General features: G+C 63.1%; 19 protein-coding genes. 7 read left to right on the top strand and 12 right to left on the bottom strand.

The genetic code is table 11. From position 1 onward, the window contains the following. Positions 1 to 89: 89 nt before the first annotated feature. The 7 genes from ACFCU0_RS15865 to ACFCU0_RS15835 all read right to left on the bottom strand — a co-directional run bounded on the left by ACFCU0_RS15865 (position 90) and on the right by ACFCU0_RS15835 (position 8,990). The gene (locus ACFCU0_RS15865; protein ID WP_434974660.1) at positions 90 to 1,544 is read right to left on the bottom strand and encodes an OmpA family protein; all 1,455 of its coding nucleotides are present in this window, start codon (positions 1,542 to 1,544) and stop codon (positions 90 to 92) included. Positions 1,545 to 1,752: 208 nt separating this feature from the next. Then, positions 1,753 to 3,267: an amidophosphoribosyltransferase gene (gene purF, locus ACFCU0_RS15860; protein WP_434974659.1), complete on the bottom strand. Its 1,515-nt coding sequence runs from the start codon at positions 3,265 to 3,267 to the stop codon at positions 1,753 to 1,755. A 210-nt stretch (positions 3,268 to 3,477) separates the two neighbouring features. After that, positions 3,478 to 3,879, bottom strand: coding sequence for a hypothetical protein (locus ACFCU0_RS15855; RefSeq protein ID WP_434974658.1), 402 nt, complete (start codon positions 3,877 to 3,879; stop codon positions 3,478 to 3,480). A 74-nt stretch (positions 3,880 to 3,953) separates the two neighbouring features. Next, positions 3,954 to 5,363 carry a sodium-dependent transporter gene (locus ACFCU0_RS15850; protein ID WP_434974657.1) on the bottom strand — a complete coding sequence of 470 codons (1,410 nt, stop codon included), beginning with the start codon at positions 5,361 to 5,363 and terminating at the stop codon, positions 3,954 to 3,956. Between the two features lie 375 nt (positions 5,364 to 5,738). Next, positions 5,739 to 6,119: a DUF4260 domain-containing protein gene (locus ACFCU0_RS15845; RefSeq protein WP_434974656.1), complete on the bottom strand. Its 381-nt coding sequence runs from the start codon at positions 6,117 to 6,119 to the stop codon at positions 5,739 to 5,741. A gap of 524 nt (positions 6,120 to 6,643) precedes the next feature. Further along, positions 6,644 to 7,867 (bottom strand): alanine dehydrogenase, encoded by a 1,224-nt coding sequence (locus tag ACFCU0_RS15840; protein ID WP_434974655.1) that lies wholly within the window; start codon positions 7,865 to 7,867, stop codon positions 6,644 to 6,646. A 286-nt stretch (positions 7,868 to 8,153) separates the two neighbouring features. After that, positions 8,154 to 8,990, bottom strand: coding sequence for a TrmH family RNA methyltransferase (locus tag ACFCU0_RS15835; RefSeq protein WP_434974654.1), 837 nt, complete (start codon positions 8,988 to 8,990; stop codon positions 8,154 to 8,156). A 390-nt stretch (positions 8,991 to 9,380) separates the two neighbouring features. Here ACFCU0_RS15835 and ACFCU0_RS15830 point away from each other — a divergent pair, with 390 nt between their 5' ends. From ACFCU0_RS15830 to ACFCU0_RS15805, 6 genes are all read left to right on the top strand, one after another. Further along, entirely contained in the window at positions 9,381 to 10,685 is a 1,305-nt protein-coding gene (locus ACFCU0_RS15830) for a Glu/Leu/Phe/Val family dehydrogenase (RefSeq protein WP_434974653.1), read from the top strand. 296 nt (positions 10,686 to 10,981) lie between these two features. Then, complete coding sequence (locus ACFCU0_RS15825) at positions 10,982 to 12,958, top strand: Ig-like domain-containing protein (RefSeq protein ID WP_434974652.1); 1,977 nt, start codon at positions 10,982 to 10,984, stop codon at positions 12,956 to 12,958. A gap of 58 nt (positions 12,959 to 13,016) precedes the next feature. Further along, on the top strand, positions 13,017 to 14,636 hold the full coding sequence (locus tag ACFCU0_RS15820) for an NAD(P)H-hydrate dehydratase (RefSeq protein ID WP_434974651.1): 1,620 nt from the start codon (positions 13,017 to 13,019) through the stop codon (positions 14,634 to 14,636). 66 nt (positions 14,637 to 14,702) lie between these two features. After that, the gene (locus ACFCU0_RS15815) at positions 14,703 to 15,149 is read left to right on the top strand and encodes a VanZ family protein (RefSeq protein ID WP_434974650.1); all 447 of its coding nucleotides are present in this window, start codon (positions 14,703 to 14,705) and stop codon (positions 15,147 to 15,149) included. Between the two features lie 121 nt (positions 15,150 to 15,270). Beyond that, entirely contained in the window at positions 15,271 to 15,933 is a 663-nt protein-coding gene (locus tag ACFCU0_RS15810; protein ID WP_434974649.1) for a TonB family protein, read from the top strand. A 342-nt stretch (positions 15,934 to 16,275) separates the two neighbouring features. Further along, positions 16,276 to 16,938 (top strand): energy transducer TonB, encoded by a 663-nt coding sequence (locus ACFCU0_RS15805; RefSeq protein WP_434974648.1) that lies wholly within the window; start codon positions 16,276 to 16,278, stop codon positions 16,936 to 16,938. Between the two features lie 129 nt (positions 16,939 to 17,067). On the opposite strand, the gene rpiA is transcribed toward ACFCU0_RS15805, so the two are convergent. The 4 genes from rpiA to ACFCU0_RS15785 all read right to left on the bottom strand — a co-directional run bounded on the left by rpiA (position 17,068) and on the right by ACFCU0_RS15785 (position 20,987). Beyond that, on the bottom strand, positions 17,068 to 17,760 hold the full coding sequence (gene rpiA, locus ACFCU0_RS15800; protein ID WP_434974647.1) for a ribose-5-phosphate isomerase RpiA: 693 nt from the start codon (positions 17,758 to 17,760) through the stop codon (positions 17,068 to 17,070). Positions 17,761 to 17,868: 108 nt separating this feature from the next. Then, the gene (locus ACFCU0_RS15795) at positions 17,869 to 19,095 is read right to left on the bottom strand and encodes an ABC transporter permease (RefSeq protein ID WP_434974646.1); all 1,227 of its coding nucleotides are present in this window, start codon (positions 19,093 to 19,095) and stop codon (positions 17,869 to 17,871) included. Between the two features lie 41 nt (positions 19,096 to 19,136). Then, positions 19,137 to 20,378 (bottom strand): ABC transporter permease, encoded by a 1,242-nt coding sequence (locus ACFCU0_RS15790; protein ID WP_434974645.1) that lies wholly within the window; start codon positions 20,376 to 20,378, stop codon positions 19,137 to 19,139. A gap of 114 nt (positions 20,379 to 20,492) precedes the next feature. Then, entirely contained in the window at positions 20,493 to 20,987 is a 495-nt protein-coding gene (locus tag ACFCU0_RS15785; RefSeq protein ID WP_434974644.1) for a GNAT family N-acetyltransferase, read from the bottom strand. 204 nt (positions 20,988 to 21,191) lie between these two features. On the opposite strand from ACFCU0_RS15785, the gene ACFCU0_RS15780 reads away from it, so the two are divergent. Further along, positions 21,192 to 21,587, top strand: a complete 396-nt coding sequence (locus ACFCU0_RS15780) for a PAS domain-containing protein (RefSeq protein WP_434974643.1) — start codon at positions 21,192 to 21,194, stop codon at positions 21,585 to 21,587. Between the two features lie 45 nt (positions 21,588 to 21,632). Here ACFCU0_RS15780 and ACFCU0_RS15775 read toward each other — a convergent pair. After that, positions 21,633 to 22,706, bottom strand: a 1,074-nt coding sequence (locus ACFCU0_RS15775) for a 3'-5' exonuclease (RefSeq protein ID WP_434974642.1), incomplete at its 5' end; no start/stop codon positions are given.

Raw genomic sequence — 22,706 nt, 5'->3', positions numbered from 1 at the left:
AGAAAACGCGGGCCCCGAGATTCCCCCGGAGCCCGCGCGTTGACGGTCTTACGCGAATGTGCACCGCACCGACGAAAATAACCCCACGTTTACGGCAGCGAGATCGTGACGTCGATCCGCCGATTCTGGGCGCGGCCCTGCTCCGTCTCGTTGCTCGCCAGCGGGCGCGACTCGCCGTACCCCACGGACTTGATCTGGTTCGGCTTGAGCACGCTCATGTTGGCCATGAGGTATTCCTGCACGGCCGTGGCCCGCTGTTCGCTGAGGCGCTGGTTCGATGCGTCGTTTCCACGGGAATCCGTGTGGCCCGCCACGGTAATAGGCGCATCCGGGAACTCGCGAAGCACCTGCTGGAGCTTGGTCAGCAGACCAAAGTTGGCCGGCTGGATCTCCGAGGAGCCAACCGGAAAGTTCAGTCCGTACATCCGCACGATCAGTTCGTCGCCGCGGAGAACCACTTCTGCCTCGTTGTCGCCGAAGATGCCGCGGGCGCGTTCGAGGGTGCGTTCCCGCTCTTGGCGCTGGCGAAGCTCAGCGCTGACTTCTTGCTCGCGCTCCTCGAGCTCTGCCAGACGCGCATCCATGGAGTCAACCTTCGCAAGGAGACGACGAATCTCTCGCTGCCGGTCAGCAAGCGTGCTCTGCAGGTTCTCACGGTCGGCGTAAACGCTCTGGATGGCGGCATTCATTTCTTCTGCCACCGGCTCGAAGCCCTGTGAGAATGTTGCATCCAGGTTGAGCGTCTCGAGCACAGGCATCATGGCATTCTCCATCTGCAGACGTACCTCCTCGAATCGAACCTCCACATCGTCGTCCACGCGTTGCGCCTGCTGGCTGATGTCGCGCGCGTGGATATACTGATCCGTGGCTTCTTCCGCCACATCGCGTGCGCTGGAGCGGTCATACCGGTCGCCTTCCAGACGCTGCTCGGCTTGCTGTAGCTTGGACTGAGCGTCGCGGAACGTCTTCGTCGCCCATTCTTCCGCTTCGACGGCCCGCGCTCTCGACCGCGCATCACGAGCCCGCCCGAGAACGTCGGCGCGGATGGCCGTGAGTTCTGCCCGCCGGTAGAGCTGCGTCGACTCCCGCGCCTTGTCGCGGGCATCGTTTTGATCGCCCTTCTCAATTTCGCGGCCGGCCTCTTCCATCACCTCCTGCGCCTCCATCCATTGCTCCTTGGCAAACTCCGGGGCGCGGGCCGCCAGTGCATCGGAGCGAGCCGCAATCGCATCTTCCAGGATCACGTTGCCGATGTCCTGTAGCTTCTCGGCTTCGTTGAGGCTGGCCTGACCCTCCTGGACGGCCTCGCGAATGTCGGCGATCTTGTCACCCTCCCGGAGCTTCTCCCGCGCATCATTTAGCTGATCGCGGGCCTCCCGAAAAGCTCTCGGAGCGATCAGGTTGAGATGGTTGGAGCGGGCATTCTCCATCCGCGTGTTCAGGGCCTCAACTTCGTCGTCGATGTTCTGAGCGGAGGCGCCCCCGAACGGGACGATCAGCGCAAGGAGGATGAGAACAGCGGTTCTTCGTAACAGTCGGTGCATGGCATGAGAGACAAAGAGAGAGCATGGCGAGCGGAGCAGCGTGGCGGGAAGACGTAGGGTCTTCCACCGACGCATGCCCGACAAAAAGAGTACACGTCACAGAAATGAACTACAACCAGCATACAATCATCGCACGGATCGACACAGGATATTCCCGCGCACGACGTTCTTCACTGTCGCCAACCCGTCGCACAAGCGGTATCCGGGTCTACACCTGCCACTCGTTCTCTTCTTTCGTCGTCGACATGTCGACGGGAACGGGGTAGTCGGCGGTGAAGCAGGCGTTGCAGTATCCGTTCGACTGTTTGTTTGCGCCGTGAACCGCCTTCATTAATCCGTCGACGGAGAGGTAGGCCAGCGAGTCAACGCCAAGCCATTCGCCGATCTCGTCGACCCGGTCAAACTGATTGGCGAGCAGCTCGCTCTTGTTGGGAAAGTCCATGCCATAGAAGCACGGACTCACGACTGGAGGGGCCGATACGCGGAAGTGAACGCTCTTCGCTCCAGATTCGCGGAGCATGCTGACGAGGTAGCGAGCCGTCGTTCCCCGCACAATCGAATCGTCCATGACGATCACCGTTCGGTCGCGAAGCAGGCCCTCCACCGTGTTGAACTTACAGCGGACCTTCATCTCGCGGCGGTCCTGTCCTGGAGCGATGAATGTGCGTCCAACGTAGTGATTTCGGATCAGGCCGAGCTCGAAGCGGCAGCGCAGGCCCATCTTCTGGCATTCCATGGCGTATCCCAGCGTCGACGTGTTGGCCGAGTCAGGGACGGGGATGACGATCGGTGTTTTCTCGTCCTCCGGCACCTCCGGCACCGGTGCCTCCCGCGCCAGCTCCTCCCCGATACGTCGCCGGACCTTGTCAACCATTTCCCCGAAAATCTTGGAGTCGGGACGAGAGAAATAGACGTATTCGAAGACACACTGGCTAACGCCGTGCTTCGAAGGGATGCGGTAGCTGTCGAAGTCGCCGCCGTTGGCGCACCCCTTGCGGTCGATCACGAGGATCTCGCCGGGTTCGATGTCGCGGACGTACTCGGCACCGATCATGTCGAATGCGCACGTCTCGCTCGCCACGAAGTACGCGGCGCCGCCGTCCTGGTCCGGATCGCCGAGGCGTCCGAGAGCGAGTGGGCGGAAGCCGTTGGCATCACGAACCGCGATCAGATGGTCGTCTGTCAGCAGGACGAGCGAGTAGGCGCCTTCGATCTGCTCCAGCGCGTCGCGAATCTGGTCGAGGTGGGTGTCGGCGCTGCTCTGGCTCGTCAGGTGGAGGATCAGCTCCGAATCGCTCGTCGTCTGGAAGAGGGTCCCTTTTTCCCGAAACCGATGGCGCAGCTTGCGCGCGTTACTCAGGTTCCCGTTGTGGGCGAGGCCAAGGTTGCCGTTCCGGTGATGCACCACGAACGGCTGAATGTTCGACCGATTCGTGGACGCGCCGCTCGTTGAATAGCGGTTGTGCCCGATTGCCGAACCGCCAAGCAGCTGCGTCTCGAAAATGGCCGGGTCGTCAAAGACGTCCAGCACCAGACCGAAGTCCTTGTGCGACGGCATCACCGGCTGCTGCATTTGCTCGTCGAACGTGCTGGTGACGATCCCCGAAGATTCCTGCCCGCGGTGTTGCAGCGCGTGCAGACCGTAGTAGGTGTGTCGGGCGGCTTCGGGGTCGTTGAATGCGCCAAAAATGCCGCACTCTTCTTGGACCTTGTAATCGCTCATGAGGAGGAACGGAGGGATCCGGGCGGGGGACGGAAGACGAACACCGGCAATGGCGACCGCCGATCGGGGGGCCAGAACCGTGGTGGCGGACCAGCGGATGCTACAGTATATTGGAAACCGGAGGTTAAACGGGAATGATCCCGGATTAACGGCCCGTGTCCGATTCGTTTCTCTTGAGAATGCGCGGTGGCGATGCGGCCACGGCACCGGTCACAGGAGAACGACCACGACGCCGAGCGCGATGCCAACCGCGTCGGCCACGAGATCTCGTGTGCTGAAGAAGGCCGTCGGTCCTGCGTAGCGGTCGTACACCTCCTTTGCGATGCCGACCGTGGCAGCCGTGGCCGCAGACACGGGGAGGGCGTCCGTTTCGGCCCAGTGGGCCTTTGCCACCAGGACGTACTGCGTCGACAGCGTCAGGAGCAGGCTCCCGCCGACGTGCTTTGCCTTGTCCATCCCGAGCCATGGATCGGCCGGTGGGGCGTCGGGTGCGGGGGGCCGGAAGGCATCGCTTCCGCCGACCGGCGTCGCCGCTACGGACGCGCCGGTCTCGATGGGCGCCGTGGGCTGCGCGTGAGCGGGAACGTCCGCGAAAAAAGCGAACAGACACACGAAGCAAGCAACGCGTAGTGCAGCGGGCGGGATCCTATCGGAGAACGGTCGGAGCATGAACCCATCGGGGACGCTCATCCGAACAGGTTGATGACCTGCTCGATCAAGTTAATCCCGACGATGTTCGCGAGGATGATGAGGATGAAGAGCGGGCAGATGTACTTCAGGAAAACGCTCCACGATTTGGCGAGCGTGCCCCGGAAGGTGTCGCCCGAGCCCTGCTGCAGTTCGTCGATCGCCTGCTCACTTCCCCAGACCCATCCGACGAAGATGCTCAGGAGCAGTGCGCCCATGCCGAGGGACATGTTGCCCCAGACGAAGTCCATGAGGTCGAGGAAGCTCGGGTTTTGCCCGACGATGTTGTTGCTGACAAGCCACGACATGTCGCTGAGCCAGCTGACCGCGCCGTTTGCGAGAGCGGACGGCACGCCGAAGGCGAACGTGAATCCGCCGACCAGCCACGCGGCTTTCTTCCGGTTGAAGGACGTTTCATCGACGAAATAGGAGACGACGACCTCGAGCAGCGAGACGGTCGACGTCAGCGCCGCGATGGAAAGGAGGATGAAGAAGACCGCTCCGATGAATCCGCCGAGCGGCATGGCTTCGAACACCTGCGGCAGCACGACGAAGATGAGGGCCGGTCCTTCGTCCGGGGTGGCGCCCATTGCGAACACGGCCGGGAAAATCATGAGGCCGGCCATGAGAGCGATCGCCGTGTCGAAGAGCGCCACGTAGCCACCGGACACGAGCAGATTCTCCCGCTTCGGCAGGTATGAGCCGTACGTGATCATCGCACCCATTCCGAGGCTCAGAGAGAAAAACGCCTGTCCCAGCGCCTCGACGATGACCGCGCCGTCGATTTTCGAGAAGTCCGGATTCAGGTAGAAGTCGAGTCCGGCGCCGGCGCCCGGGAGCGTAACCGAGCGAAAGATCACGACGAGCATCAGCACCAGCAGGATCGGCATCAGGACCTTGGCCCAGCGCTCGATCCCCTGCTCGACGCCGCCGACGACCACGCCGATGGTGATGAGCATGAAGAGCGCGAGCAGCGGGATGACCGCGGATGGGTCGGCGATGAAGTTCGTGAAGTACTGCCCCGCATCGACCGCGGGGGCAAAGACGTCCTTGAAGATGTATCCGACCGCCCACCCGGCGATGACGCCGTAGTAGCTCAGGATGAAGACGCCCGTCAGCACGCACAGGCCGCCCACGAGGGACCACGGACCTTTCTCCTTGATCGCCTTGATCGCCCCGACGGGGTTTTTCTGGCTGTTCCGCCCGAGGGATAGTTCGGCAAACAGGTACGGGAGGCAGATGAAGGCGATGCAGGCCAGATAGAGGATGACAAAGGCAGCGCCGCCGTTTTCACCGGTCTTGAAGGGAAAGCGCCAGATGTTTCCCAGACCGATCGCGGAGCCGGCGGCGGCGAGAACAAAACCGATGCGGGAGCCCCACTGTTCGCGTTCTGCGGTGGGTGTTGCCATGTTGGTAGAGGGTCGGGTCGAGACCGAAACGGGCAGAGAGAGGGCGGGCCGGACAGGGCCAGAAGAACGATGCCGGCACGTCTCACCGGCGACGCTCGGGGACGAGCGTCGAGTGTGTCGCGCGGCACGGGACGATGCCATCCGACCGGCCGGTACGGGACGAGCACCGATCTGGATGTGATGCGGAAGCGAAGATAATAGGCCGACCCCGGTATCGCAATGTACCGCCCCCACAGGGCGGGCGCATGTTGCGAGAAAAAACGTTCAAATCGAGCAGGTGCCGTGCCGCGGCGGACTGTCAAGATCGGAAGTCCCGGACAGAAACGGCAACCCTGGACGTAATCCGACCCACAAATCACGACTCACAAACCCCTCTCACCTGTCCCCGCCCATCCGTCCAAGATGCGTGTCCCGGAACCCGGAGGCTCGTTTCAGACCGAGTGCGAGGGCCCGGTCAAAGCCGATGTGGGCAATCCAGATGAGGGTGATCGAGCCGATCAGCGAGGCGTACTCGGCGGCCGTTGCGCGGAAGGCGAAGGCGCCCCCGGCGACGATGAGAGGTGTCACGTAGGTGTGGGCCGCGTTGTACGTCCAGGCGCCGAGGCGCGGTGAGGCGAGATAGCCGAGCATCCCGAGATCTGGCAGCAGAAAGAGCCCCGCAAATAGCCACCAGGACGCGCCGTACTGAGAGTAGATGCCCAAAGCTACCAGAAGTACCGCAAGACCTTCCAGTCGCAACAGCGTGTTTTCGTTCATGGAAGAGGGTGAGGTTCGGGGCGTGAGGTGCGGGTAATCGTCCGCCAGAATCGGTTGGAATGGCCGAGTCGACGACAATCACTGTCTATCGGCCGGACGAGAGCGAAGAGATCGATCGCGATTCGTTTGCTTATTTCGGAAAGAGCATCCCGATCGGCGGCCCCTCTTGACCACGACGATTGAGCATTCACCTTTTCTGGCTAATAGCCCCCGCGCGGCTCACGATCCCGCCTTTACGAGTTAGACGCAGGCGAACGCGTTCTGCGCCGAGCGTTTCGAGGATGCAGGCCGAACTATGAAGATCCTAAGGCCGCGGAGTGTGCGGAGTGGTTTGTCAGGGACGTGCTCGCGTGCCGGTGGCAGACGTTCGGGCTCGAGCGTCTCGTCATCTTCAAGTGTACGGTAAGTAGGCAGTCGAGCAAAGAAGTCGAGTTACCAGAGAGTCGGATGGGCATTGCCATTCGGTGGCGAAGCCCGCACTTGATGATTTAATTCGTCATCCCACACTCCTCGCACTCCAAACCTCAGATCCCGGAGGCGATGAGCAGCTCAATGTCCCGGTAGTTCATGCCGAACATCGTCGCCAGGCTTTTCTTCGTGAGGTGCTGGCGGTAGACGTACGTGCCGCTCCGCAGGCCCTCGTCGTGCCACAATGCCTCGTTGATCGAACCGCATTCCCCGATGCGGATGAGGTAGGGCACGAGCACGTGCGTGAGTGCATAGCTCGCCGTTCGCGCGACGTTCGACGGCATGTTCGGAACGCAGTAGTGAATGACGTCCTTCTCCCGAAAGACGGGGTCCGAGTGGGTCGTGGGGCGCGACGTCTCGACGCACCCGCCCTGATCCATCACCGCATCCACGATCACGCCGCCGGCTGCCATGTCGGCCACCATGTCCTCGGTGACGAGCATCGGCGATCGCTGGCCGTCGGACATCATCGCCCCGATCACGACGTCTGCCGACCGGACCGCCTGCCGGATGTACTGTTCGCTCGCCATGGCCGTCGTGATGCGCCGGTCGAGGTAGTGCTCCAGCGACCGAAGCGAACCCAGCTCCGTGTCCAGCACGATCACGTGCGCCCCATATCCGAGCGCCGTGCGCGCTGCCCATTCGCCGACAACGCCCGCTCCGAGGATGACGACCGTCGCCGGAGGGACCCCGGAGATGCCGCCAAGCATGACCCCCTTCCCGCCCTCGTTACTTTCGAGGTAGCGACCGGCGATCTGAATGGCCATCGATCCGGTGATTTCGTGCATCATTCGGACCAGCGGCAACGTGCCGTCGGGGTCGCGAATGAATTCAAAGCCGATACCGGAGATCTTAAGCCGCATCAGGTGATGGAGAAACTCGGCCGTCGTCCCTCCGAGATTCAGCGCAGAAATCAGGATCTGCCGCTCCCGCAGGTAGTCGAGCTCGTCCCCGTCCGGTGGGCCGACTTTCGCGACCAGATCACACTGCGCGTACAGGTCCCCGGGGTCATCGACCAGCATTGCCCCGGCCTCCGCATATTCGTCGTTCCGAAAGTGTGCCTGGTCGCCCGCTCCTTCCTCCACGTAGACGTCATGCCCGTTGGCGACGAGCGTCACCACGCCGCTCGGAGCAATCGCCACCCGACGCTCTTCGTTTGCGACTTCACGCGGGACACCGATACGAAGGGCTTCGTGCTCTTCACCCTTCTTCAGGGGCTTTTCCATGGTCATCAGACCACCTTTCTCACGGGTAAAGCCCTGAAGAGACGGAATTTCCATAAGGACAAAGGGGATTGCTACGGACACGCGCCGTCCGGGGGCAAAGACGCTCACCGGGCGCGGGCGAAAGCGGACTGGGGACAGTGCAAAAGTATACGATACAACGGTCGCTTTTGCACATGGCCGGATGGACACCGGATGAAGGTTGCCCGAGGCGCGTGATACGCTCTGCACGTCGCCTCGCGTGTGTGCCCCTGCAAACGATCAGGGACCGGGGGCTGGATGCCCCCGGCAGCACCTTGCGTCGCGGTCTACCTTCCGTCGTATTTCGCCATCGCCCTACCGCTCATCCTCCTACCCACTCGTAGACGAGAATACCGGACGCGACGGCCACGTTGAGCGACTCGGCGCCGTGCCGCTCCGGTGCCCCCGGAATGGCCACGGGCTCGGTCAGACGGTCGAGCACCGCGGCGCTGAGTCCGTGGGCTTCGCTACCGAGGACGAGGGCCGATGGCTGATCGGGCTGCCAGTCGGCAGCGCGGGTCCCGTACAAGTCCGCGCCGTAAACAGGGAGGCTGGCCGACCGGCAGGCGTCCAGAGCACCGCCCAGATCGTCGGTCCGGGCGAGCGACAGGTCCCAGTGTCCGCCCATCCCCGCCCGCATTACCTTCGGCCCGTACAGTCCGGCCGTGCCCGGACCGGCCACGACGGCCGTAACTCCGAACCAGGCCGCCGTGCGGATGATCGTGCCAACGTTGCCGGGATCCTGGACGCCGTCAAGGCCCAGCAGAAATCCACCGCCCTTCACCTGGTCGACGATCGCGCGCACGCCGGAGTACCTGCGCTTGACGACAGCCAGAACGCCCTGCGGGGAGGCAACCCCGGAGAGTTCCTGCATCACGTCGGCTTCTGTCGTCCAGAGCGTCGGACCCGGAGCGGACGGTGCATCGGCATCGGTTACAAAGCCGCCTTCGGTTAGCACCTCGACCACGCTGTCGTTCCGCATCGCCTCGTCGGTCACCACCACGTCGGTCACCGGCGCACCGGCGTCGAGCGCCGACGTTACCGCACGCAGACCCTCTATAATCGTTTGCCCGTGCTTCCGGCGAAACTTCCGTCGCTGCAGCGATGCGACGTCTTTCCGGCGACGGTTGGAGAGGGGGTGTGCTGGGAGATCGGGCACGGGCACGGACGGATTGACGGGGGAGAGGCAACGGCGATGCTCCAGCACGGCGGCACGTGACGCGTGAAGAATCGTGGGAACGAAGTCCGATTCGTCCACCACCGCGGCGTACCCGGCAACCCGCAGACCGTACAAACGTTCAGCGCTTCCCTTTGCAGCAAGGCGACCGGACGCCGATGATGCCGTGCCGTATGAATCGCTTGTCGCGTTGGACTCTTTTTCGCGACGTTTCCTCGTCGCAGGGTTCGATTTTCTCCGGTCCAGTCATCACCTTATCACACGACGTGCCCCTGCCCGTCGGCCCACATTCTGTGACCGGGCCCGGAGAACTGGAAGCGGTTCCGAATCGGCGCGTCCCTTCGCATGCCACACGCTTGACCCGAGTTTCTCATGCCTTTCAAGTACGACGTGTACGACCGCTCCATTTATCGTGAGCCGGCCCCCATTGATCGCGACAATCCGTTCCAGGCCATGATGGAGCGGTTCGATATCGCGGCCGAGATTCTGGAGCTCAATCCGGGCTTCTACGAGTACCTCTACCGCCCTGCACGCGTCCATATCACATCGATCCCGGTCGTGATGGACACCGGCCACATCAAGGTCTTCGAGGGATACCGGGTGATTCACAACGACGTGCTCGGCCCGAGCAAGGGCGGCATCCGGTATGCACCGGACGTAAATCTGAACGAAGTGAAGGCGCTCGCCGCGTGGATGACGTGGAAATGCGCGGTCGTCGACGTTCCGTTCGGCGGGGCCAAGGGCGGTGTCGTCTGCGACCCGTCGGAGATGAGCCCGGGTGAGCTTGAGCGCATGACCCGCCGGTACACCGCCAATATGATCGATGTGTTTGGTCCGGATCGGGACATCCCGGCCCCAGACATGAATACCAACGAGCAGATCATGGCGTGGATACTCGACACCTACTCGATGCATGCCCGCCGCACGGAAAACGCGGTTGTGACGGGCAAGCCGATCGGACTCGGCGGCTCGCAGGGGCGCGTCGAAGCGACCGGTCGCGGCGTCATGACGGTGTCGCTTGCCGCCATGGAGCAGGAGAACATCGACCCGTCCGACGCCCGCGTGGCCGTTCAGGGGTTCGGCAACGTCGGCTCCATCGCTGCTCAATTGCTGCAGGAGCAGGGATGCACGGTCGTGGCCGTCAGTGACGTCACCGGCGGCTACTACAATACAGACGGCCTGGATATTGCGGCCATGAGGGAGTTCGTGAAAAGCAGCGGCGGCACGCTCGATGGATACGCCGGGGCCGACAAGATTTCGAACGAAGAACTGCTCACCGCCGACTGCGACATCCTCGTCCCGGCCGCCAAGGAAGATCAAATCGATGCCGACATTGCCGAGAACGTCCAAGCCAAGATCATTGTGGAGGGCGCTAACGGCCCGACGATGCCGGAGGCCGATGATATCCTCAACGAGAACGGCGTTATCGTCATTCCGGATATCCTCGCAAACGCGGGCGGCGTCACCGTCTCGTACTTCGAGTGGGTCCAGGACCGACAGGGCTACTTCTGGACGCGCGATGATGTCGAGGAGCGTCTCGAGCAGATGATGACGACGGCCTTCAACCGGGTCTATGAGACGGCGCAGAAGCATGACGTGTCGCTCCGAATCGCTGCCTACGTGATGGCGGTCGGGAAGGTCTCCGAAGCCCTGCGCCTGCGCGGCATCTACGCCTGATTTCGCCCGGCTCGGGCATCAAGCACAGGCCACCGGCAGTCTTCGAAGCGGTCCTCCAGGTCACGGGGGACCGCTTTTTCGGTAGATGGCTTAAACGACATCCGGGGGCGGTCCGGGATGGCGTTTCGGGGGGGGGACGGCTGATCATCCTAACACCCCGCACCTCGAACCCCATCCGCACCAGACACCTCGAACCTCACACCTCAAATCCCGAACCCCGTCGAAACCAAACAGACCCCCGCGCCTACAGATCATCGTCCGTAGCTTTCGCTTCCTGTCACGCTCTCCCCGCCCTCTTGCTGTCACGCTCTGACCTTGTCGCCATCGTCGTTGCTGCCTGTCTCGGCGGTGTGCTGATCGGTAGCTGTGCCAATCCGCAGCCGCCAGGAGGAGGGCCGCGCGATGAGACCCCGCCGAGTGTGGTGTCGTCGACCCCGGCTCAAGACGCGGTGAACGTCCGCACGCGATCGGTCCGGATCGTGTTTTCGGAGTACGTCGAACGGACGTCCCTCGTCCGCTCCCTGACTGTGACGCCCGCCTTCGACCGGGCGCTGGAGTTCGACTGGGACGGGCGGGCTGTTGAGATCTCCTTTCCGTCGGCGCTCCGGGACAGCACGACCTACATTCTGACGCTGGACGCGGAATTGTCGGATACGCGAGGCGTCTCGCTCAATACCCCGATCACGATCGCCTTCTCGACAGGGCCGCGCATCAACCGCGGACGCATCGCCGGCCGCGTGGTCGAACCCGCCGAGGGACGCCCCCAGCCGCAGGTCGACATCTACGCGTACGCCGCCCCTGACGGCGTGCCGCCCGACTCCCTTCCGGAGCGCCCGGCCTACCGGACGCAGACGGGTGACGATGGCTCGTTTTCTCTCGAATACCTGCGCGAGCAGTCGTACTACGTCGTCGCAATTCAGGACAACAACCGCAATCGGCGCCCCGACGTACTCGAGCCGTTCGGTACACCGCCCCGTCCGCTCCTGCCGGGGGCCGCGGACGCCGAACCCGTTCACGTTCCATGGGTCGTGAGTCGCCTCGATACCATCGCTCCCGAACTCCGGCGCGTGCAGCCGCGATCGAGTCAACGCGTAACGCTCCGGTTCAGCGAGCCTGTCCGCCCCTCCCTCGACCCGGCCGACTACACCCTGCGCGACTCGATCCGCGATGTTCGCCGGCCCATCGCCTCCGTTCACGCACCGGGTGTGCCGACGACCGAGGTCGATATCCGGACGGCCGACGCGTTGCAGGAGGGACGTCACCGACTGGCGATTGCCGACAGCGTGGTCACGGATACCCTCGGCACCCCGCTGCCGGATACGACCGTCGGCTTCACGGCGACGACCCTTCCCGATACGATCACGACCCGCTTCCTCGAATTTCTCCCGACGGAGGGCACGCCGGATTCAACCGGCGCGGTACCGCTCCTTCCGGGCGATCGGCCCGGCGTGCGCTTCAACCAGCCGGTCGATAGCACGCGGTTCGGTGCTGCCATCGTTGCGCGGGATACACTTGGGCAACCCCGCGTCCTCGTCGCCACCACCGACGACGGTACGGGCTACCGATTCACGTTCGATCCGGAGCTTGCCGCCGGGACGATGGTCGAGCTTGCCGTGGACGATGCGCCGTTCGCCGGTACCGATACCACGTTCACGCGCCGCTTCCGCCGCGTCACCGCCCGCGCGCTCGGTGAACTCGAAGGGCAGGCCCTCGCCGTAGACACGTCGCGTGCCTCATCGCCCGATGGGACCGAAGTGCGCGCAGATAGCGCCACGACCGACACGTCCGCTGCGGGCGTCGGCGCGCCGGATCCCCGGATCGCGGACACGCTCGAGACGGATCCAGCCGCCGTGGACACGGCGCAAGCCGACACCACCGTCGCGACTCCGGCGCCGGCTGAGGCGCCCGAGGTCCGCATTCAGTATCAACCCGTCGACAGCAGCCGTCTCGAGGGGCCGATCGTCGTGGAACTGTACGCCACCGACAGCACCATCCCCGTTGATCCGCGACAGCAGGTCGTCGGTGCAGACACAACCTTTCTGTTCGATGCTCTGCCGGAGGGTAATTTTCGCTTTCGCGCCTTCCTGGACCGAAACGAGAACGGCCGGTGGGATCCCGGCCGAATCGTCCCATACGAACCGGCCGAGCCCGTTACGTGGACCGAACAACCCTCGGAAAGTCGTCCACGTTGGACCATTGTTCTGCCTTCCCCCCTTCGCATCCCGGTGCTCGCCCGGCCGATCCGCGTCGACGTGCCGGCGGACTCGCTGTAGGCGCGCTCGCGCCGATGTAATTATCATGACGCTCACCCCGTAGCTTTCGCCACCCACTATGCCCGACCACCGATCGCCGCGCGACATCCTGCTGACGGCCGAGGCGATGCGTGAGGCCGATCGCATTACCATCCAAGACTTTGGCCTTCCGGGATTTACGCTCATGGAAACGGCCGGTCGCAACGCGACGTCATCGATCCTCGATCGCTTCGGTCCGGCCGATACGATGCGCGCCGTGATCCTGTGCGGAAAGGGGAATAACGGAGGCGATGGACTCGTCGTCGCACGATGCCTGGCCGAGGCGGGGGCCCACGTCCACGTGGTCTGTACGGCTTCGCACGACGCCATGCGCGATGACCCCGCGCACAACTTCACCCTTCTCGCGAAGCTGTCCGAGGCAGAAGGAGACGTCGCTGAGCGTCTGACGCTGACGCAGTACGACGACGTAGAAGCGCTCGACGCAGAGGCAAACGCGTTTCGGCCTACGCTTTACGTCGATGCCATGCTCGGTACGGGCCTGACCAGCGAGGTCCGGGAGCCGATCCGAAGCCTCGTCGAATGGCTGACCCGTCAGACCGAGCCGGTCGCGGCTATCGACATCCCGACGGGACTTCACAGCGACACCGGAAACGTGCTGGGCGTATGCGTCCACGCGGATCAGACGGTGACGATGGCGTCGATAAAGGCAGGCCTCGTCGTCGGTCATGGATCGATCCATGCGGGCGAGGTGGAGGTCGTCGACATCGGGATGCCGCGGCATGTCCTCGACGGTGTGGCCACCGGTCCGGGATGTGCCTTCCGGACGACCGACGCAGATCTCCGTTCATGGTGGCCGGAGCGGTCCCGGGACGCCCACAAGTACTCCGTCGGCATGACGCTCGTCGTTGGCGGGGCGCCGGGGTACACCGGAGCGCCGATCATGGCGTCGCTCGCGGCAGCTCGCGCTGGCTCGGGATACGTCGCCTGTGCCTGCCCCGAGTCGATCCAGCCGACCCTCGCGCAGAACCTGACGGCCATCCCAACCATTCCGCTGCCCGAATGGGAAGCCGGACTCGCTCCGGAGATGGTAACAACGCTCGCCGAGCCGCTCGAGAAAGCGCGCGCTCTGCTCGTCGGGCCCGGTCTCGGACGCGAGCGCGAAACGCAGTCGTCGATTCAATCCTTTCTCGCGACGATCGAGCACCCGGCGGTCATCGACGCGGACGGGCTGAACGCCATCGCCGGATCGCTGGGGGCGGAAGACACGGACCTGACCCCAAACGGTCGCTGGATTTTGACACCCCATGGCGGTGAGTTTCGACGCCTCGCGCAGGAAAAGGTCGATCTGTCGGATCCCGTTCGGACGGCGCAGACCTACGCTCGCCGCTGGAACGTGGTGCTGCTTCTGAAGGGGCATCCGAGCGTCGTCGCTGCTCCGGACGGCACCACGTTCGTTGGCGGTACCGGCGGGCCCGCACTGGCAGTGGCCGGGACGGGGGACGTGCTGGCGGGCCTGTGCGCCGGTTTTCTCGCGCAGGGACTCGATCCCGTCCTTGCGGCGGCCGCTGCCATGCACCTCGGTGGCGCGGCCGCCGATCGGTACGCCGAACAAGCGGACCCACGAACGCTGCTCGCCACCGACCTTCTCGACCTTCTCCCCGCCGCCGCCCAGGCCTGCGTCGGATCATCGATCCGGTGATGGTACGATTCTCATCATGCCGCGCGTTGACAGCCTGCGGCTCTTTTCTCTTTCTTCCTGACTCGCATGGAACGGCTTGTTCGCCTCTTCCGATCGCTCGACACGCGCCACTATCTGATCGTGGCCGCTCTCTGGACGGCCGGCATTATCGTAGCGCTTACCATCCCCTCCCCCGGCCTCCCGAGCATCGATCCCTCGCTCACGCTGGACAAGGTGGCGCACGTCGGACTGTTCGCCGGACTGGCGGTCTTCTGGATGCGGGCGCTGCGTCCGGCCGAGGTGCCGATTCCCTGGACGGTCCCATGGCGCCGCGTGCGAAATGTCTTTCTCGCCGGCCTCGTCTTCGCCGTGGCAAGTGAGTTTTATCAGCTCATCATCCCGTTCAAGCGATCCGCGGATCCGTATGACGCCCTCGCAGACGTCATCGGGCTCGTGATGGGAATAGCGGCATACGTCGCGTATCGACATCGAACCGTCGAACGTGACAGTGAGCCCGCCCCGAGGACGTCATGAAGGGTACAAATGTGACGAAAGAGACCGACGCTTGTATCCCGTAATCGTGTCCTGCACATTACAGATTAGAATGTGAAGGAAAAGAGAAGTTCGGCTTTCGTTCAGACTCTCCCTTGCTCTGATGGCTGTTTCTAAGTCCTCCGGATCGACGTGGCGTCGCGATTATTCGCTCCACCTGGCGACGGGTGCTGTGATCTCTCTGACCGTCATTTTGGCGGCTGCGAGTGTAAGCCTGTACCGGTCAACTCCCGACACACCGGTTCCGCCACCGCCGGAAGTTGTTGACCTGCAGGACCTGCCGCCGCCCACCGCCGAAGCGGCCCCGCCTGCACCGAACAGCCCACTGCCCCCGGTCGTCGTACCGAACGAGACGATCATCGCCGCTGATCGACCGATCTCCTTTGAGCCGACCCTGCCCATTGACGCCGGCACGACGGCCACCGGCTCCGCTCTGCCGGACGTGGGTTCGAAACCCGCGCATGATGAGCCGTTCGTCGTCGTTGAGCAGATGCCGAAGCCGCGTGGGGGGATGGCGGCCCTGTACGAGAACGTCGAGTACCCGGAGCGTGCGAAACGCGTGGGTGTCGAGGGCCAGGTCGCGGTACGCTTTACCGTCCGTCCCGATGGGTCGGTCACGGACATCATCGTAGAGAAATCGGCCAACGACCTGCTCAATGACGCAGCCGTCAAGGCCCTCAGAGCGACGGAGTTCATTCCCGGACGGCAGCGGTCGAGAACGGTGCCGGTTCGGATGACGATCCCCATCACGTTTCGTCTTCGGTAAGGCGGCGGCGAGTATGTTGGTTCAGCGGCGCTGGACCCTTACACTGAGCTGACGTCGGGCGCGCCAGGAGGACGCGCTAGCCCGTTACGCCGTCGTCAGAACCGATCGTGTGAAAACGTTCCGTCGAATTAGGAAGGGACGACGAAATCCGTGTCCACGTGACGAAACATCACAGAAACCCGCGACGTTGACGATTTGGCTATCAGAGGTTGTCTGGGAAGCCGATCCTCGGTGCGTCATCGCACGCACCAGATGGTCATCTTGCCAGAGAGCCTCCAACGGCGTGCTCGGACTGTGCGCTGAGACAGCTGCCGCCGCACTTTCAATAATTTAGGTAGGATCATGTCGGTACGAAAGACGGAAGAGGCCAATCTCCGCGAGGAGTACCCGGTTTGGATTCAACTCGGGCTTGTTGTCGCACTCTCCATTCTGCTCATCGGCTTTAGCTGGGATCTCCAGAACCAGCAGCAATTCAAGGTTGATCTCGAGGAGCAGGATGTCGTCGAGATGGAGGAGGTCCAGCAGACGAAGCAGGAAGTGAAGCCCCCGCCGCCGCCGAAGCCGCCGGTGCCGATGGAGGTGCCCAATGACGAAATCATCGAAGACCAGAACGTCGACTTTGATGCGTCGCTCGACCTCGACGAGTCGCTGGATACCAGCCAGGGACCGCCCCCGCCAGATGATGGGGAAGAAGAGGAAGAGCAAGAAGTCTTCGTCGTCGTGGAGGACTCCCCGGAGCTGATCGGTGGTCTTGCTGCTCTGCAGGGGGAGGTTCAGTATCCTGAGTTCGCCAAGAAGGCCGGTATCGAAGGCCGCGTGTTCGTCCAGTTCGTTGTGGATGAGGACGGAAATGTACAGAATCCGAAGGTCACACGTGGCGTCCACAAGCTTCTCAATGAAGAAGCGATTCGTGCTGTGAAGCAGCAGAAGTTTAAGCCGGGCAAGCAGCGCGGTAAGCCCGTGAAGGTGCAGATGTCGCTGCCCGTTACCTTCCGTCTGAAGTAACAGTCCGACCGCATTGCACAGCCGTGCTGTCCGCACCGACAGCACACGCTCTGTGACGCAGAAATAAAAATCCGCCCGCCCGGTACATGCCGGAGCGGGCGGTTTTTTTGCGTCCGGCCGGTGGACGAGCTATTCGTCTCGCTGCCGATGTTCGACGGAGCCGTCCGGATGTCCCACGAAGACATCGGTCGCCATGTCCAGAAACAGGCCGTGATCGAGCACACCCGGCGTGTCGCGAAGGGTTCGGTCCACGCGCGGCGGATCGTCGATGCCGCCCTCGAATCGTGCGTCGATGATCCAGAAGCCCTGATCGGTGACGACAGGACCGTCTTTCTCGCGACCCATGCGGAGCGATGCGTCCGCGCCCAGTCCGGTCAACGTACGGAGAACGGGTCCTGTGGCCATGGGCAACACCTCGACCGGCACCACCCGCTTTGCCCCCAGGCGCTCCACATCTTTGCTCGGGTCCGTGAGAACGACGAATCGCCGAGCCTGCGCGGCCACGACTTTTTCGCGAGTGTGAGCCCCGCCGCGCCCCTTGATCAGGTCCAGGTCGGGCGACACCTCATCTGCGCCGTCCAGCGCAAGGTCCAGTTCGTCGACCTCGTCGAGCGTCGTGAGGGGAATACCGCACTCGCGGGCGAGGCGCTCCGACGCAAAGGAGGTCGGCACGCCCATCACGTGGAGACTGCTTTCGCGGATGCGGCGCCCGATGGCGCGGAGCGCGTACGCAGTCGTTGAGCCGGTGCCAAGACCGACACGCATGCCGGTGCGGACGAGTTCGGCCGCCTGTTCGCCGGCGGCTTTTTTCGCTTCGTTCATAGGGCAGGGCAGATCGGGGAGTAAGAGCGAGCTGCCTCTAACGTGCCGCCGGGAGACGCCCAATCGCAAGCTCTCCGTGCGAATTTCCTCGCACCGCCCACGGACGTGCTACTCGTACCGGAGGCTTTCGATGGGGTCCAGGCGAGAAGCCTTGAATGCCGGGTACAGCCCGAACACCACGGCGATCAGTGTAACGCCGGTCACGGCAATCCCCGCCCAGAGCCAGGGGAACGCCATGCTGATATCGAACAGGAACGCCACCCCGTTGCCCGCGAGCGCGCCGAGGAGAATGCCGAGCAGCCCGCCGATCTGACACAGCACGATTGCTTCCAGCAGAAATTGGGAGAGGACGTGCCAGTTTTTGGCCCCTACGGCTTTCCGGATCCCGATCTCGCGCGTTCTCTCGGTCACGGAGACGAGCATGATGTTCATAATGCCAATCCCGGCCGCAAGCAGGGAGATCAGGCCAATGGCCGCACCCGCGATGCCGAGACTGCCGGTAAAGGAGGCCAGCTGGTCCTGCAGCGACGCATTCGTTTCGAGGAAAAAGTTGTTCTGGTCGCCGGGGCGGACCTTCCTGATGGTCCGCATCTGCGCCATCACCGTCTCTTGCGCGGGGCGAACCATCTGCGGGTTCGGCGCACGAACGCTCACGGACGCAATATTGCGGCCGTTATCTCCATAGGTGCTCAGCATGTACGAGATCGGCGCCCACACGCGAGCATTCGGGTCGAAGCCGAGAAACGTCGCTTTCTCCTCCAGGACACCGATCACCTCCAGTCGCACGCGTCCAATCCGGACCTCCTTTCCAAGCGCCGACTGATTCGGGAAAAGCGTCTCTGCAACCGGCGCACCGAGGACGGCCACCGGTCGCGCGTACTGCACGTCCTGCGCCGTGATCGGACGGCCGGCTGCCAGCTCAAAGCCAAAGTTCGACAGGAAGTGCTCGTCTGTGCCGCGGAGCTGGAGATTCGGTTCGGTCTCGCGCTCCTCGTATTTCGCCTTCACGATCCAGTCGAAGTCCTCATCTACGCTGACCTGCAGTCCTCCGGGTAGCGATCGCTTCAGGCGGACCACCTGCTCCCAGGTGATGGGCGGGTGATACACGTCGCGGTCCCGGCCGCCAATCTGCGACTCGTACCGCTCCACGGAGAACGTCGAGGAGCCGTAGATCTGCAGCGATTCCTCGAAGTACACTTCGATCACCTCCACGGCCGTCACGGCGGCAATCACGGCGAAGACGCCAATGACCATCCCGAGCAGCGTCAGGGCGGATCGCAGGATGTTGGCGCGCAGGGCAGTCAGTGCCATGCGGATGGACTCGAAAACGCTCATAAACGAACCGGCTGTCGGAGAGGAGGGAGCGTGAGCAGGGATTACTCGTAGCGAAGGGCTTCAATCGGGTCCGCCGTTGCTGCCTGCCAGGCGGGCGCAATCCCGGCGGCGATGCCGACGAAGACACAGATGCCGAATGCGACCAGAATGGTGTCCAGGGGCAGGACGGTTGTCACCCCCATGACGGCTTCGATGAGCGGCGTCAAGCCGAGGCTGATGACCACGCCGATGAGACCGCCGATCATACAGACAATCACCGCTTCGACCAGAAACTGCAGCATGATTGTCCGCCGTTTCGCGCCGACGGCTTTCCGCACGCCGATCTCCTTCGTTCGCTCGCGAACGGACACAAACATGATGTTGGATACGCCGATGCCGCCGACGACGAGCGCCAGACCCGTCAGGAAGAGCCCGACCGCGTTGATGGCGATCTTGGTCGCGGAAAAGGACTCCCGTACCCGGTCCGAGTCGTTGATCTCGAAGTTGTTCTGTTCGGCCGGTTCCACCCCGCGTGCGATGCGCACAATGCCCGCGAGCTCATCTTTTCCCCGAGCCATGGACGGGCCCTGCGGAAGCTGCACCATGATGTCGATGCTCCGCCAGCGACTCATGCCGAAGAGCTTTTCAAACGTGCTGAACGGCATTAGTACGGTATCGTCGGCGCTCAGGCTGCCGAAGAGCCCCTTGCCCTGCTTTTCCTGAACCCCGATCACGCGGCATGGCTTGTTGCCGAGGCGAACACGTTTCCCCACCGGCGTGGCGATCGGAAACAGCTCGCTTGCTACCGTCGCGCCGAGGACGCACACATTGCGGGCCCCTCGCTCGTCAGACTCGGTGAAAAAGCGGCCTGCCTGCAGCTCGACGTTCCGAATCCGGCCGTACTCCGGCGTCGAGCCGGTCACCTCCGCCCCGATGGAGCGTTCCCGGTACTGGACCGTGCGGTTCGTGCTGGTCATTGGTGCGACCGCCTGTGCGTAGCGCGACCGTTCGCGGATGTTGTCGACGAGGCTGGCCTGGATGTCCGGACGGTTCACATAGTTCCACCAGTCCAGATTCGTGTTCTGCCCCCAGGGCCATTTGCTGACGTAAACGACGTCGGCCCCGAGCTGGGAGAGCGACTTCTCGAATTGCTGATCCAGGCCGTCGATCACGGTTGCCATCAGCGTCACAGCAATGATGCCGATGATAATGCCGAGCGTCGTGAGGACCGAGCGGAGCTTGTTCGCCCAGATGGCCTGACCGGCGATCCGAAGTCCTTCGTACAGTTCGAATAAAACGCGCACGGTGAATTGCGGGGTCGGGCCGAGAGAGGAGTCGGGAAATGGGTCGAAGCCACCTGCAACACGGTCGCTTCGGTCGAATGGTTACAGGTAGGCGGCCGGCGCCGCGGATTGTTCTTATACGCCGTTGCTTCGGGAGACCGGATCGGTGAACCGATATTCAAAACGCAGCCGGTAGTCTTCGTACTGAGGGCTGTAGCCGGCCTTCACGACCGTAAACCCTTCGCTGAGCCCGAGCACGGTCATCCCGGGATGCTTGTTGGGGAAGGTGTCGTAGACGAACCGCGCGTATCCCCACTGTTCGACCACGGCAAGCATCTGCTGTAGGAGCTCTCGGGCGACCCCCTGACGACGCGCTCGCTTCACCACCCCCCCTTTCGCGCTGTAAAAGGTATCGGTTCGAAGGCGATAGCCAACCTTGAATCCGACCGGATCCCCGTCACGAGCAGCCACAAGCATCAATAGGTCATCGTGGTCGAACCGGTTGATGACGTGCCGGTCATCAAACACGGCCTCATTCAGGTCGCGGATCAGATTCGTCCGGTCGCGACCGAGCCGGTAAATGGTCAGGTCGGGAGCGTCAATGGACGGGATGGAGTCGGACAGAGCCATGGGAGAGAGCAAGCGCGTGGACGGGCGCCATTCCGCAGGATAATGGGTAAAGCTTCGATACGACGAGGACGGGAGACGGTTCGAGCATGCGTCGCCGGATTCCTTACACGGACGTTGTCATTCCCGGCGGCCATTTCTCGCACAACTCACCTGGCCTGCGCATATCGGACGTGTCGCAATCAAAGAAAAAACTGACCGACGCACATGTCTGATCCCGATCTTCCTGAAGCTATCGGCCATCTTCTGTTTAAGCACGCGTCCGACCTCGCCTTCGAGGCCATCACCGTCACCCGGGCGACGGACGATCACGGCGGGTCGGAGATCATCTACGTGAACGACGCCTTTACCGAGATGACCGGATATGAGTCCGACGAGGTCATCGGTGAGACGCCCGGCATGCTGCAGGGGCCGGACACGGACGCGGAGGTGCTGGAACGCCTGGGCCGGAAGATGGCCGCTTCGGAGACGTTCCACGGACGAACGACGAACTACCGGAAGGATGGCACGCCGTTCGAGATCGAGTGGAAAGTTCGGCCGGTTCACGACGGCGACCGGACGACTCACTACGTAGCCGTGCAGCGCGACGTCACGAGGACGTAAAGGGCGGCGTTTGCCGGGTCCGACATTTTCCGCCTCGCGTCGCGCTTAAAACGGGAGCCCGTCCACGTCCCGGGGATCGTAGTCGCGCTCCACATCCGCCGGGTCCTGCCCGACCGACTTCGACGCGCTGCCGCTCTCGAGTTGCTTCGGGGCGGCAGCGTTCTGGGAAGCACCGGACTCGAGCATTGCCGGGGTGTCCCCGTCGAGAAGCGCTTCGTCCCCGTCATCGGCATCGTTTTCCTCCACCAGCTGTACCGGTTCCAGCGTTTCCTCCGGGACGTCCGTGATGAACCGGCTCGGATCCGTCATGTACTCCCCCTGGTACCGCCGGTACTGCGTCATCGGGTACGAGATGAAGAGGTTGTCCTCCGCACGGGTGACGGCGACGTAGAAGAGTCTCAGTTCCTCGTCGACGCCTCCCTGCTCACGAAGGGCATACCGGGACGGAAGATCCCCTTCGAGCGCGCGGATCAGGAACACCGTGTGGAATTCCAGGCCCTTGGCGGAGTGAATCGTGGAGAGCACCAACGGCGGCTCGTCCTCATGCTCCCCGTCGTTGTCCAGGACGGTGAGTTCGATCGGGTCCAGGGCGAGGGAGGAGAGGAAGTCTCGGCGGCTCGAGTAGTTTTCCGCAAGCCCGATGAAGTGGTCCAGGTCGGGTTCACGCTTCGGATAGTCCTCGTAATACTCGTCTTCAAAGATCGGCCGGTAATAGTCGATCACCGCTTCGACCTGTTCGACGACGGGCAGGTCAGGGTCGCGGATGGATCGTAGCGTGCCGAGGAGCTTCTTCAGCTGGGAAATGTAGCGGTTGGAGAACGGCGCGTTCTCGGTATGGACGAATGGATCGTCTGCCTCGCCGGTTGCCCAATCGATGAGCGACTTGGCCGTTTTTGGACCGATGCCGTGAATCAACTGGAGGGTTCGATTCCAGGCGGCGGCGTCCTGCGGGTTTTCCGCCACCTTCAAATGCGCCAGCACGTCCTTGATGTGAGCAGCCTCGCTGAGCTTCATTCCGCCGTACTTCACGAACGGAATATTCCGCTTGTTGAGCTCCGTCTCCAGTTCGTAGCTGTTATGGCTCGATCGAAAGAGGACCGCCTGCTCGTGCAGCGGCAC

This window comes from Longibacter sp. (assembly GCF_051155795.1).
Lineage (GTDB): Bacteria > Bacteroidota > Rhodothermia > Rhodothermales > Salinibacteraceae > Longibacter.
The sequence above is the reverse complement of the archived record's forward strand: the minus strand, read 5'-3'. Positions and strand labels throughout refer to the sequence as shown.